Origin of the sequence: Acinetobacter celticus, from assembly GCF_001707755.1 — a bacterium.
In the GTDB taxonomy this organism is placed as follows: Bacteria; Pseudomonadota; Gammaproteobacteria; order Pseudomonadales; family Moraxellaceae; genus Acinetobacter; species Acinetobacter celticus.
The window spans coordinates 422,752-436,764 of the sequence record NZ_MBDL01000009.1; the positions used below are offsets into that span (position 1 = coordinate 422,752).

Below are 14,013 nucleotides of genomic sequence, written 5' to 3' on the forward strand. Positions count from 1 at the left end.
TTTTCAGCTCCAGCCAGCCATGATTTTCTATTATACGTAGCTAGTTCGAACATCTATTAAATTAATCTTTGTTGCACTTCGTCTGAGAACCTAAGATATGCCAAGAACAAGAATATAATCCCCATATTCCAATGAGATCAAATCACAAAAGGTCGAAGAAGGCGTTTGATAAATATCTATATAAATTAAGACATTTAGTTGAAAATGCCTTTGCGAGATTGAAGCATTTCCATGCTATTGCAACTCGATTTGATAAACGAACATGCAATTATCAGTCTATGATTCGTATCGCCTATATATTTATTTGATGCAAAGCCAAATGAGGGCACGCCCTAGTCTGTTCTGATCTATTTCAATCTAAATTTTTATGTGGGGTAAAACCATAGGCAAGAAAAAGCCCTTGCAATAACAAGGGCTTAATTCAATATTTGGCGGAAGCGGTGAGATTCGAACTCACGGAGGGGGTAAACCCTCGTCGGTTTTCAAGACCGGTGCATTAAACCGCTCTGCCACGCTTCCATGGACGCCATAATACGGCGCTTTACGAATAATGACAAGAAAAACTTCAGGCTAAATCATTCAAATGCATATTGTTTCGCCAATTCCCTATAATTTGGTTGCAATTTCTGCACCTTCACGAATAGCACGCTTCGCATCTAACTCAGCAGCCAATTTTGCACCACCAATAATATGATAATTTGCCAAGGTTTTTTCAGTCTCTAGTGGCATTAAATCTTTAATCGACTCTTGTCCAGCACAAACTACAACAGTATCAACACGTAATAACTGATCATGGCCTGCCATTTCAATCCATAAACCTTCATCAGTCACTGCTTTATATTGCACCCCACGAAGCATACGCACATGATGTTTTTTCAATTGTGCACGATGTACCCAACCCGATGTTTTTCCTAAGCCTGCGCCTAAAGCTGTGGTTTTACGCTGAAGCAAATAAATTTCACGAACAGGTGGATGAACAATTGCAGGTTGTGTCCCGCCTTCTGAAATATAATTTGGGTTCGGATCAATCCCCCATTCCTGTTGCCAAGTAGCTAAAGGCTGTGGTTGTGGCTGATGTGGCGGTTTTAATAAAAACTCAGAAACATCAAAACCAATACCGCCTGCGCCAATTATAGCAACACGATTTCCCACTGGTGCACCACGAAGAACTTCGGCATATGACAATACTTGTGGCAAGTGACTACCTTCAATTTTCAACGCACGTGGAACAACACCTGTTGCCACAATCACCTCTTCAAAGCCTTCGCGTTCTAATTGTTCACGATTTACTTTAGTGTTTAAACGTAGTTCTACGCCAGTTTTTTCAATTTGAACTTTAAAATAACGAATGGTTTCGTGAAATTCTTCTTTACCCGGAACAGCTTTCGCCAAATTAAACTGACCACCAACATCATTACTGGCTTCAAATAAAGTCACCTCATGACCACAACTGGCTGCAACAGTGGCTGCGGACAGTCCAGCTACACCACCACCCACCACCGCAATACGTTTTGGCTTTTTGGTCTTCACATAGACCAATTCAGTTTCAAAAGCTGCACGTGGGTTCACCAAACAGGTTGCCCGCTGATTTTTAAAAGTATGGTCTAAGCAAGCTTGGTTACAGGCAATACAGGTATTAATTTCATCGACACGATTTGTCGCTGTTTTATTAACCCAAAATGGATCGGCCAATAATGGGCGAGCCATCTGCACCATATCGGCTTTACCTGTCGCCAAAATTTCTTCAGCCGTTTCAGGCATATTAATACGGTTAGAAGCAATAACTGGAATAGCAACATGCTTTTTCACTTCTGCAGTGTAGTCGACGAAAGCAGCGCGTGGTACAGATGTTACAATGGTCGGAATACGTGCTTCATGCCAACCAATCCCCGTGTTTAATAAAGTCACGCCTGCTTGTTCTAAAGCTTTAGCAACAATAATAACTTCTGCCATCGTATTGCCGTCTTGCACTAAATCTAGCATCGACAAGCGGAAACAAATAATAAATTTTTCGCCAACTTCAGCTCGAATGCCTTTTACAATATCCACTGCCAAACGCATACGATTTTCAATATCGCCGCCCCAACGGTCTGTACGCTGGTTCACATGACGGCTTAAAAACTGATTCAGTAAATAACCTTCTGAACCCATAATTTCAACGCCATCATAACCTGATTTTTTGGCTAAACTGGCAGTTTTAACATAGTCTTGAATGGTATCTACTATTTGTTTATCGCTTAGCTGACGTGGCTTAAAAGGAGAAATGGGCGATTTAATTGGGCTTGCAGAAACTACAAATGGTTGATAACCATAACGACCTGCGTGCAAAATTTGCATTAAAATTTTAGCACCATGCTTATGTACGGCATGGGTGACCAGTCGGTGCGGTGCAATATCTCCAAGCGTGTTCATCGTACCGCCTGCAGGCAGCAACCAACCTTGACGGTTTGGCGAAATTCCCCCTGTGATAATCAGTCCAACACCACCTTTTGCACGTTCACCGAAATAAGCAGCCAGTTTTGGATAATTATAAAAACGGTCTTCTAATCCTGTATGCATTGAACCCATCACGACACGGTTTTTAATGGTCGTAAATCCTAAATGTAAGGGCTTTAAAATATTTGCATAGCTAGTCGTTGTCATGATGAATCCTTTTATATTTGGCTTTGCAACTTGTTGCATACTACTTTAGCGCTTTTAAAAAAATTTAGGATGACAATTTATAAAATATTCTGCGTATTTAAGGTCAATACAACGCCTTTTTGTTCGACAATAAAAAAGCCAGTCATGATGGGTGACTGGCTTTTTCTACAAAAATATAACTTTATTCAAGCAATAAAAATGAAAATTATTCCCAATGTTTCAATTTACTGGTGTGACCAATTCCCACATTAAAACTATTGGTCGGATCTAACTTTTGATAATGATTTTTCAGTGCAGGTTTCGCTACATATAAATGACCGACATTATGCTCTGCAGGATATTCTGCACCACGTCCATCCAGTAAATGCCACATTTGATGTTCCATTGCCAATGGGTCTACACCCTTTTTCACAATATAGTCTTGATGAAAAACATGACACAAAAAATGACCGTAATACAATTTATGAACGATTAAATCGTCCATTTCTTTGGGTAAGGTTTCGACCCATTCCCGATCATTGCGACGCAAAGCAATATCCAGAGCCACAATATCTTCTACTTCCGAACGATGCGTATCTCGGTAACGAATGGCGGCACCAGCGACCGCAAAACGATGCAAAAAGGCTTTACGTCCTTCCTCTTCGGTGCAATGAAAAAAATCACCTAACGTTTTGTCTTGGAAATAATTGCTTAGAAAAGCTTCAACCTCAGCAACATCCTGATTTTCAATACGAATCACCAAATGATGTTCATACAAATCTCGAAATTCATTCATCCGTTTCGGTAAATGATTGGGCATGAATTTAGTCACCAGTTGCAACAGCTGATCTGACAGACCTTTCATTCCAATCTTTTCAAGATAACCATCGACTTTGTCTTTCATTGCGAATGCAGCAGGTACTTTAGCTGTACCAAATTTCTCAATAAAGACAAAAGTATCTTTACCGTATTCAGCACCAATGTCATACGCCACGCGGTGAATGTATTCCCCAGCAATGGGTAAACGCGGTAAATCTTTCAATAAAAAACGGCGAATTTCAGTCAAATCATCTTGCGAATTGGTGCCCACATAAAACACTTGACTTGGAATTTTTTCAAAGGTATCCAATCGCACCGCAAAAACACAAACTTTACCCGCAGAACCTGAAGCTTCAAATAAACGCGTTGGATCTGCATTAAAACGTGCAGGTGAATTTTCATCGACCTGCTTTACATCATGTGCATAGCGCTTATCGGATGCACAGCAACTTGAATTATTAATGATGTCATTCAGCTGATAGTTTTTATTTTCCAGTTGAGTCAGTATCTCTTCAGGTGATGTACCCAAGTTCACACCCAAATGATTCACCAACTCCAATTCACCTGAGGCATTAACCTGAGCATAGAGTGCCAGCTCGGTATAGGCTGGGCCACGACGTACCAATGCCCCACCCGAGTTATTACACACCCCGCCTAAAACCGACGCGCCAATACACGATGAACCAATGACCGAATGCGGTTCACGGTTAAATTGAGCCAATTCTTTTTCCAGACGGTCTAAGGTTGCACCCGGCAGACAAATCACTTGCTTGCCATCATTAATCACTTGAATTCCCGCTAAACGGCGAGTGCTCATTACAACCACTGGACGATCATAATCATCACCAAAGGGGGTTGAACCGCCCGTTAGACCTGTATTGGCCGCTTGCATAATGACAATACAATCTGCGTCAACAGCGGCTTTAAGTACCTGCCATTGCTCAAGTAACGTTCCAGGAACAACAACCGCTAAAACCTGACCTGCACCATAACGACGACCTTGGCGATAAAGTCGTGTGTCAGCATCATCGGTTAAAACATGTTGTTTACCGACAATATTAGTCAGATTTTGAATGGTGTGTTGTGAATCTGATTGGGATTGCATATTCCATATCCTGTTTACGAATCCTTATTCAATATCAATCAACAAGGCATTCATTACGACGGAGTCTTTTCAATATTATTTATATTTAGGGATAAACCTTCGGTTCGACCTACCTTGCGAAATATATTTCTCATTTCGGGAAAAGTAGGCAAAACCATTATCATCTGCAAAACTTGTTAAATACCCTCTTTGATTCCAATGCTTCGCAGAAACATTATCTTTTTAAAGAAGTCCTGCCTCAAACAGTTGCGGATGATGTTCACGTGTATCAAATACAGAAATTTGAATTATATTTAAGAACATCAGAAATATATTATTCAGTGAGTTCTCTTTCCAATCTCACCAAACAATTTTCCGTAATATCTGCAATGGTTTTCGCACCAGTCAACGTCATTGCTACTCGCATTTCTTTATCAATTAACTCTAAAAGATGTGAAACACCTTCACCACCTGCAGCACCAAGCGCATAAACAAAGGCACGACCTAACATACAGGTATCGGCACCCAATGCCAGCATGCGTACAACATCTAAGCCATTACGAATACCTGAGTCTGCCAAAATTTTAATGTCGCCTTTCACAGCATCCGCAATAGGTGGTAAAGCACGTGCAGACGATAAAACGCCGTCCAATTGGCGACCACCATGATTGGAAACAATAATGCCATCGGCACCGAAACGTACCGCATCCTTGGCATCTTCTGGGTCTAAAATACCTTTAATGACCATCGGGCCATCCCAAAACTCACGAATCCACTCTAAATCTTTCCACGAAATAGATGGATCAAAGTTATTGCCTAACCAGCCAATATAATCTTCTAAGCCTGTTGGTTTTCCTAAGTATTTAGAAATATTCCCCAAGTCATGCGGACGCCCCATTAAGCCAACATTCCATGCCCAATGCGGATGCATACAAGACTGCATATAACGGCGCATTGCCGCATTTGGCCCACTCATCCCTGAATGTGCGTCACGGTAGCGTGCACCCGGCACAGGCATATCGACGGTAAAAACCAAGGTGGAACAGCCCGCAGCTTTCGCACGTTCCAAAGCATTTTTCATAAAGCCACGGTCACGCAATACATACAACTGAAACCACATTGGGCGCTGAATAGCCGGTGCGACTTCTTCAATTGGACAAACAGAAACGGTCGATAATGTAAAAGGAATACCTTTTTTATCGGCAGCCACAGCCGCTTGTACTTCACCACGACGTGCATACATCCCTGTCAAACCAACAGGTGACAAAGCAACGGGCATGGACAATGTTTCATCAAACAGCTTAGTTTCTAAACTTAATTGCGACATGTCATTAAGTACACGTTGCCTTAAAGCGATTTTTGATAAATCTTCCACATTACGTTTTAAGGTATATTCCGCGTATGCACCACCATCAATATATTGAAAAAGAAAAGGTGGCAAACGGCGTTTCGCGGCTTCACGATAATCATTCGCAGAAGAAATAATCATGCTTATATCCTGTTTAATCTACTGGCACGCTGACGACGAGCTTCTTCTTCATCAATCAAACGAACCTGTTGAACTACAAACTCAATGTGTCCACACACTGCGTTTCGAGCAGCATCTGGGTCACGACGTTCAATTGCATCCATCACTTGAAAATGTTGGTCACGCAATTGATCAAAACGGTGCGCATCGGTATAGACTTTTCGTCGCCCTAAAACGACGTTAAATTTTAATAAGTCAAATAGACTACGCATCATTTGTATTAACACTAAATTATGTGAAGCTTCAGCAATTGCCAGATGGAATTTGGCATCTGCCATAGAGGCCTGCGTATCATCGCCAATAGACTGATAGTAGGAAATCTGCTCATAAAAATGGCGGATATTTTCCATATCTTTCGCTGTTGCACGTTGTGCCGCATACCAAGCTGTGCCACCTTCTAAAATACTCCGTGCCTCTTGTACATCAAAGCGATACGCAGGGTCTTGATCAATCAAATTGCTTAAGGGTTCTACAATTTGAAGATTTGACCAGTTAGAGGGCAACTGCTGTAAAAAACTCCCCGAACCTGCTTTGCTCACCAACATTCCAGTACTGACCAAATGCTGTATCGCTTCACGTAACGAAGAACGGGAAATTCCAAGCTGTTCACATAATTTACGTTCAGCAGGTAAACGATCTCCGACCTGCATATTGTTCTGTTCAATCAACATGCGAAGTTGCTGTACGGCTTGGTCGGAGACTTTCATCTGCTTTACTCAACTGTTTTATTTGGTTCCTATTATGGAATCATCCACGGGAACACATAGGCTTGTAAGGTAATCAAAATACCCATCATGACGGTAAACGTTATACTGTGTTTTACCGTAAAACGGAACAAATCCGATTCTTTACCCACAAGGCCGACAGCAGCACAGGCAATTGCAATGGACTGCGGAGAAATCATTTTCCCTGTCACACCGCCACTGGTATTGGCAGCCACCAACAACACTTCTGGCACACCAATTTGTTGCGCCGTTGTTGCCTGTAATGCAGAAAACAAAGCATTTGCAGAAGTGTCTGAACCTGTCAGGAATACCCCGATCCAACCTAAAAATGGCGAGAAGAAGGTAAATGCTTTACCCGTATGTGCCAGAGCCAATGCCAAAGTCGCAGACATCCCTGAATAATTCGCAATAAAGGCAAAAGCCAACACCATACCAATTGAATAAATAGGCACTTTTAATTCATTTAATGTTTCACCAAAAGTAACCACGGCATCTTTTGGCTTCATCTTTAAGAAGAAAATGGTAATCAGTGCTGCAATAAAAATTGCAGTTCCTGTTGCAGAGAGCCAATCAAACTTATAGATAGCATCGTAATCTTTAAGTTCAGGCACAACTGGGGGCAGTTTTTGCACCAGTTGATGTAAATAAGGCACTTTAATTGAAATTACCAAATCACTTAATGCACCATCTTTAGCAAACAAATCTTTAAAAGGCTTGATGCTCCAGATCGTAACCATTGCTGTTAATATTGCAAATGGCGACCACGCTTTGGCAATTTGACCTATGGTAAATTTCTGTTGTTTTTGCGCTTCGAGCTCTTCAGCCGCTGTTTGATCTAAACTTGCATCGTCATTTGAAAAACGGAAAATATGTTTAGGTTTCCAAAATTTCAGCAAAATAGTCAACGACACTAAAGATGCAATGGCCGCTGTAATATCAGGTAATTCAGGCCCAACGAAGTTTGATGTTAAATATTGCGCAATCGCAAAAGAGCCCGCGCCAACAATCACCGCAGGCCAAGTCTCTTTCACACCGCGCCAGCCATCCATAATGGCCATAATCCAGAACAGGACAATGGGCACCATAAACGGCAATTGACGGCCCACCATCTGGCTAATTTCCATCGTGTCTACGCCAGAAACCTGACCAGCCACAATAATTGGAATTCCCATCGCACCAAAAGCCACAGGTGCTGTGTTCACAATTAAACACAAACCAGCAGCATACAACGGTTTAAAACCAAGACCAACCAATAAAGCTGCGGTAATCGCAACCGGTGCACCAAACCCTGCAGCACCTTCAAGGAAAGTACCAAAAGCAAAGCCTACCAATAACATTTGCAGACGCTGATCTTCAGTAATCGATAAAATTGAAGATCGAATGATATCAAATTGACCTGTTTTTACAGAAATCTTATACAGGAAAACGGCGCCAATAATGATCCATGCAATGGGCCATAAACCATAAAAAAAGCCATAAATCATCGATGCAAAAGCCATTGCAACTGGCATTTTATAGGCAAAAAGCGAAACAATTAGCGCCAAAACAACGGTAATGGTGCCCGCAACACTTCCTTTTAATCGAAAGATGGCGAGTGCTAAAAAGAAGAAAACAATTGGAATAAGGGCCATTAGACTTGAAAGCCAAATATTCCCCATTGGGTCATAAACTTGTTGCCATTGCTGAAGCATTGTCATCTCCTTGAAATGCTTGCTAAAACGTGGAGTGTGCTTTAATTATTAACTTATTTCCAATAATTGGTAAGACCAATTAATATTTAAAATAAAAAAAATACACAATTTTCGCCTTAATCTTAATTTTTGCTGATTTAAAGATCAATAGGAGATACTACATTAATAAATTTGGTCTGACCAAAAATACTGATCTTTTAGCTAATTCTGGGTAAATTTCCGTAGAAGAAAATAAACTAGATATCTAAAATAGTCTGTTTTTATTAAAATTTTTAAAATAACTGAGCGTTTTATACAACTTTAGTCGAATAATGTTTTTAAACTCACTTTTAAGCGAATAAATCGAAGGAAGATACAAAGTAATGATTGGTCTGATCAGTTACTCCATTATGCAATTCCAGTCGTACCATTAAAAAAGCAAAATCAATGTTCTTTCACTGACTTTGCTGTGTATCTCAATGAGAAAATTATTAAAAATGCTAACACCCCGCCCTCTTTTACGACTATTTGCAAGGCAAAGGAATTATCGTTTTTTTCTTCATTTTAATATTTAAAGAACTGGCAACAATACCAGAACAAATAAAGGCAGCCCCTACCAAAATATTCAATGTCATCGGTTCATGCCAAAGCACATAACCAAAGAACAAACTCAGCAAAGGAATACACATGATCGAAATTGACGCGACAAAGGTATCGACCTGACTCACAATCCAATTCCATAGTGCAAATGCAAAACCTGTTCCAACCACTGCAATGTATAAAAGAATTGAATCATTCAAGAGGGTTATCCAAACCTGAACATCTATAGGTTCAAAAATAAGCGCACCACTGAATAGGACACATCCTCCTATCAATAATTGCCAAATGGTTAATTTTATTTTGTCATAGCTTGCAAAATTCTGTTTGATATTGACGGTAGTCAGCGCCCAAAACAAGCCAGATAAAATTAGAATGATTTGCCCCATTAAAGAAAGATTTAAATGAATATGATGTAATTGTGGCCATAAAATGGCAATTAAACCCAATGTTCCTAAAACCAATCCGATCATTTTTTGCGTATTCAAACGTTCTTTTAAAATGAAGTGCGCCAATACCCCAATAAAAATGGGCATGGTAAAAACTAAAACCGCGGACAATCCTGAATCGACAAATTGCATTGCAAACGTTTGTGTTGCATAAAAGCCAATACAAATCATTAAACTAGAAATGATCAGTTTCTTCCATTCCCCTTTTGCAGGCAAAATCGATTTTCTTAAAATCCTTTGAACAATCATGAGGGTCAACCCAGCCAAAATTAGTCGTAAGGAAATAAAAAGAAAAGGTGGGAAAATCTGCAAGCTGTGTTTGACTAGTCCCCACAAAGAACCCCAAACAAGGCACAACACCACAATTGCACCAATCACTCTAATATTCATGAGTTTTACTCGGCAGATAGAAAGTTTGCTCAGTATAAAAAATAAATAACATCATGAATAATGCTATGTTTTAATACATACATCATTTTTTTTGATGTCATGGACTTTCATTTCATACACTGGTGTGAAAAACCAACATCTAAATATCCGTAGTGACATATAAGGAAGTTGCATGAATATTGATATGGGAGATATTAAATCATTTGTAACCGTGGCTGAGCTCAAAAGCATTACCGCAGCAGCCCATAAACTCAATTATTTACAATCCAATATGACGGCAAAAATTAAAAAAATTGAGAATCACTATAAACGCCAATTATTTATTCGAAAACCCAAGGGCGTCGAGCTTACCGAATCTGGGATGAATTTGTATCAACAATACAAAAAGATGATTTTTACATGGGAAGAAACTGAAAATAAAATCTATCAACAAGAAACCAATTTACGTTTTGGCACCAATACCAGTTTAGGTGGCATGCGTTTTTATCCCTCATTTAGTCAACTTTATGAAACCTATCCTGAGCTTTCAATCACCATGAAAACGGGTTCAACCGGTTATATTGAAGATGAAATTTTATGTGGAAATTTAGATATCGCCTATGTATTGGGTCATCCCAAGCAGAAAAATATCCAATATATTCAAAAAGCAGATGATCAACTGGTGATTATTGGGAAAAATGTCATTAACTATGACCGCCTTGAAGACTGCCTCAATCATCAAAATATTTTACTTGCTTCAGAAGAATGCTGTTATGCCACGACTTTGGATCATATTTATACAGATTATAATTTAACAAAAGGTGAGCTCACCCATATTTATGACCATGAAGCCTTGGTTCATTTCACCCAGTTGGGCATGGGCATTTCGATGATTGCAAAATCCTTGATCAATAAGTTTAATATTCAATACTACAGAGAAACACCAGAACAATATCGGGATATCGGTTTATATCTTATTGCACGTAGTGAACATGTATTTACGCCCATTGAAAATCAGTTCATCGGATTAAATGATCAGCTTTAATCAAAATAAATCCCAACTACCAACATTCATGTTCATTTTTAGGAAAAATACTTGGTAATTGCCTTTTTTAATTTTGTCTAAAAAGCGTAAAAATAAGACAGCCTATTGAGTCAATGACTCTTGATAGATACATGGTCTAACAAGATATTTTTTACATATTAATCTATTTTTTAAATGAAAAAAATTAGATTCCTCTCTACAACAGCCAAAAAAACTGTATTGAAGGGTGCTATAATATTGCGTTTATAAAATTCTTTTTGTGGTCGCCCGTAATGGGGACTATTTGAAATAAGTTAGGATTAACAATGTCTGATAATGCAACTATCTTGCAGCATGTCCCAGTAGGCAAAAAAGTTGGTATTGCCTTCTCTGGTGGTCTTGATACTTCAGCTGCTTTATTGTGGATGAAACAAAAAGGCGCAGAACCTTATGCTTACACAGCAAATTTAGGTCAGCCTGATGAAGATGACTACAATGCAATTCCTCTAAAAGCGGAAGCGTATGGCGCGGTTAAAGCTCGATTAGTTGATTGTCGCTTACAACTAGCGCTTGAAGGCATTGCTGCTATTCAGTGTGGCGCGTTCCACATTAGCACTGGTGGCATTCCTTATTTCAATACCACACCATTAGGCCGTGCTGTAACAGGAACAATGCTTGTTACTGCAATGAAAGAAGATGACGTTAACATTTGGGGTGATGGCTCTACTTATAAAGGTAACGACATTGAACGTTTTTACCGTTATGGCCTATTGACCAACCCTGCACTTAAAATTTACAAACCGTGGTTAGACCAAACTTTTATTGATGAATTAGGTGGCCGTGCAGAAATGTCACAGTTCCTCATCGACAATGGTTTTGACTACAAAATGTCAAAAGAAAAAGCCTACTCAACAGATTCAAACATGTTAGGTGCGACACACGAAGCAAAAGATCTTGAATACCTGAATGCAGGCATCAAAATTGTCGATCCAATTATGGGCGTTGCTTTCTGGAAAGATGACGTAGAAGTTAAAGCTGAAGAAGTTTCTGTTACTTTTGAAGAAGGCTTCCCAGTTGCATTAAACGGCAAACGTATTGAAGATCCTGTTGAGTTCATTCTTGAAGCCAACCGTATTGGTGGTCGTCATGGTCTAGGTATGTCGGATCAAATTGAAAACCGTATCATTGAAGCGAAATCTCGTGGTATTTATGAAGCTCCAGGTATGGCGCTTCTGCATATTGCGTATGAACGTTTAGTGACTGGTATTCACAATGAAGACACCATTGAACAATACCGTATTAACGGTTTACGTTTAGGCCGTCTTCTGTATCAAGGCCGTTGGTTCGACTCTCAAGCGCTGATGCTTCGTGAAACTGCACAGCGCTGGGTGGCTAAAGCCATTACAGGTACTGTGACTTTAGAACTACGTCGTGGTAACGATTTCACCATCATGAACACTGAATCTGAAAACCTCACGTATGAAGCTGAGCGTTTGACTATGGAAAAAGGTGATTCAATGTTCTCGCCTATGGATCGTATTGGTCAACTCACCATGCGTAACCTAGACATTACCGATACACGTCAAAAATTAGGTATCTATACAGGCGCTGGTTTACTTGCCGTAGGTACAGGTTCTGCTGTGCCACAGTTAAAAGACAAAAACAAATAAGTTTGTTGAATGTCAAAAAAACCGCTCTTATGAGCGGTTTTTTTATCAAGGTGAAAACTCTGAATAGGTTGATTCCCCCATTTTAAGCCACTTGCACCGAACGAATAGATTGATAATAAATCTGATTTCGCCCCAACTGTTTCGCGCGGTACAAAGCCTGATCTGCAATAGACAATAAGTCTTCTTTAGACAATTCTTCCCCACGAAACACCGTAATACCTAAACTAATGGTGACATGATTGGAAACAGGAGATTTAGCATGTGGAATCCCTAAACGATCAATCGATTTATAAATATTAGAGGCGACTGCATATGCGCCATGTGCATCTGTTTCAGGCAAGAGCACCACAAATTCCTCTCCCCCATAACGTGCCACAAAATCCATATGGCGAATCGCATTTTTTACTGTTTTGGCAATTGATGAAATGACATCATCCCCTTTTTGATGGCCATAAAAATCGTTATAGTTTTTAAAATGATCGACATCGATAAATAAAACAGACAATGCACTTTCATCGCGTTTAGCCTGATGATAAAAAGTATCCAACATTTCATCAAAAGTTCGGCGGTTGGAAATTTTGGTTAATTCATCGTGCTGACTTAAATGTAATAATTCTGCGGTATGAATACGATGAATTTTTTCACTAATATCTGCGCGCAACATACTCAAATAAATCATTCGTTCACGTGCACAAAGCATTTTACTGATGGTAAAACCAAAAATACAGCTTCCTACCAGCACACGCGCCATGACCATCGCATCAAACTTCAAGTAAGAGGCAAACAGCATCAACATGGTCACCACTGCAGCCATTAGACCTGTCATGAGCATTTGTATGGGTTTTACACCCGTCAAAATAAAACCTAAAATATAGATCATACAAATAATCATCATTGATTGTTGCTTTAACGCTGGCGTATAAATTGTCATGGTTAACCACGACATAGAAATAATAGCCCAAAAAACAACAAACATAGCCGCATGCGAAAAATACGGAATCAGTTTTTTATATCGTGAAAAAACAAATAATGTTAACAGACAAAAAGCGCCATTTAGTAAACCTAAAAGGCAACGGATAAAGTCATGAGTAAAATGAGTTTGATCAATAATCCAGTAATCACCAGAAATAATAAAGACAATTAGAATAAAGTAAGTCAGCACACCCGACCAAACATAGTTATTAACGTTATTACGTGCTCTATCTGCATTTAGTCTCCAAAATTGCGTTTCTAATTTTTTAGGAAATATTTGCCCGACACGACGATTTTGACGTGCAATCAATTCTTCTAATTTTTCTTTATCGTATTGCAATTTTGCAAGATTGTACTTGTATTCCATTGCCAAGCATTAATGTAATTATTTTAGTCCCTTTAAAATAACATAATTTTTAGAATTAATTTATATCTACAGCGTCATTTGTCATTAAAACTCGTTACCATTTTCACACTTTATGCA

General features: G+C 39.4%; 9 protein-coding genes, 1 tRNA gene and 1 pseudogene. 3 read left to right on the forward strand and 8 right to left on the reverse strand.

From position 1 onward, the window contains the following. Positions 1-125: 125 nt before the first annotated feature. Positions 126-308: pseudogene (locus BBP83_RS14985) on the forward strand (IS5/IS1182 family transposase); the annotation flags it as partial. Positions 309-429: 121 nt separating this feature from the next. Here the strand turns inward: BBP83_RS14985 and BBP83_RS08765 are convergent. The 7 genes from BBP83_RS08765 to BBP83_RS08795 all read right to left on the reverse strand — a co-directional run bounded on the left by BBP83_RS08765 (position 430) and on the right by BBP83_RS08795 (position 9,884). Then, a tRNA-Ser gene (locus tag BBP83_RS08765) sits at positions 430-519 on the reverse strand. An 87-nt stretch (positions 520-606) separates the two neighbouring features. Continuing rightward, positions 607-2,643, reverse strand: coding sequence for an NADPH-dependent 2,4-dienoyl-CoA reductase (locus BBP83_RS08770; protein WP_068887554.1), 2,037 nt, complete (start codon positions 2,641-2,643; stop codon positions 607-609). Between the two features lie 205 nt (positions 2,644-2,848). After that, entirely contained in the window at positions 2,849-4,546 is a 1,698-nt protein-coding gene (gene dld / locus BBP83_RS08775) for a D-lactate dehydrogenase (RefSeq protein ID WP_068887556.1), read from the reverse strand. Between the two features lie 313 nt (positions 4,547-4,859). Then, positions 4,860-6,014, reverse strand: a complete 1,155-nt coding sequence (gene lldD, locus BBP83_RS08780) for an FMN-dependent L-lactate dehydrogenase LldD (protein WP_068887558.1) — start codon at positions 6,012-6,014, stop codon at positions 4,860-4,862. A gap of 2 nt (positions 6,015-6,016) precedes the next feature. Then, positions 6,017-6,760: a transcriptional regulator LldR gene (gene lldR / locus BBP83_RS08785; protein ID WP_068887561.1), complete on the reverse strand. Its 744-nt coding sequence runs from the start codon at positions 6,758-6,760 to the stop codon at positions 6,017-6,019. Between the two features lie 32 nt (positions 6,761-6,792). Beyond that, complete coding sequence (gene lldP / locus BBP83_RS08790; RefSeq protein WP_171258068.1) at positions 6,793-8,475, reverse strand: L-lactate permease; 1,683 nt, start codon at positions 8,473-8,475, stop codon at positions 6,793-6,795. Between the two features lie 497 nt (positions 8,476-8,972). Then, positions 8,973-9,884 (reverse strand): DMT family transporter, encoded by a 912-nt coding sequence (locus BBP83_RS08795; RefSeq protein WP_068887564.1) that lies wholly within the window; start codon positions 9,882-9,884, stop codon positions 8,973-8,975. 172 nt (positions 9,885-10,056) lie between these two features. Here BBP83_RS08795 and BBP83_RS08800 point away from each other — a divergent pair, with 172 nt between their 5' ends. Both BBP83_RS08800 and argG read left to right on the forward strand, forming a co-directional pair. Continuing rightward, positions 10,057-10,908: a LysR family transcriptional regulator gene (locus tag BBP83_RS08800; protein ID WP_068887566.1), complete on the forward strand. Its 852-nt coding sequence runs from the start codon at positions 10,057-10,059 to the stop codon at positions 10,906-10,908. A gap of 305 nt (positions 10,909-11,213) precedes the next feature. Continuing rightward, a complete protein-coding gene (gene argG, locus BBP83_RS08805; RefSeq protein WP_068887568.1) occupies positions 11,214-12,557 on the forward strand; it encodes an argininosuccinate synthase in 1,344 nt (447 codons plus the stop codon). 82 nt (positions 12,558-12,639) lie between these two features. Here the strand turns inward: argG and BBP83_RS08810 are convergent, their stop codons facing one another. Beyond that, positions 12,640-13,896, reverse strand: coding sequence for a GGDEF domain-containing protein (locus BBP83_RS08810; RefSeq protein ID WP_068887570.1), 1,257 nt, complete (start codon positions 13,894-13,896; stop codon positions 12,640-12,642). Between the last annotated feature and the right edge of the window lie 117 nt (positions 13,897-14,013).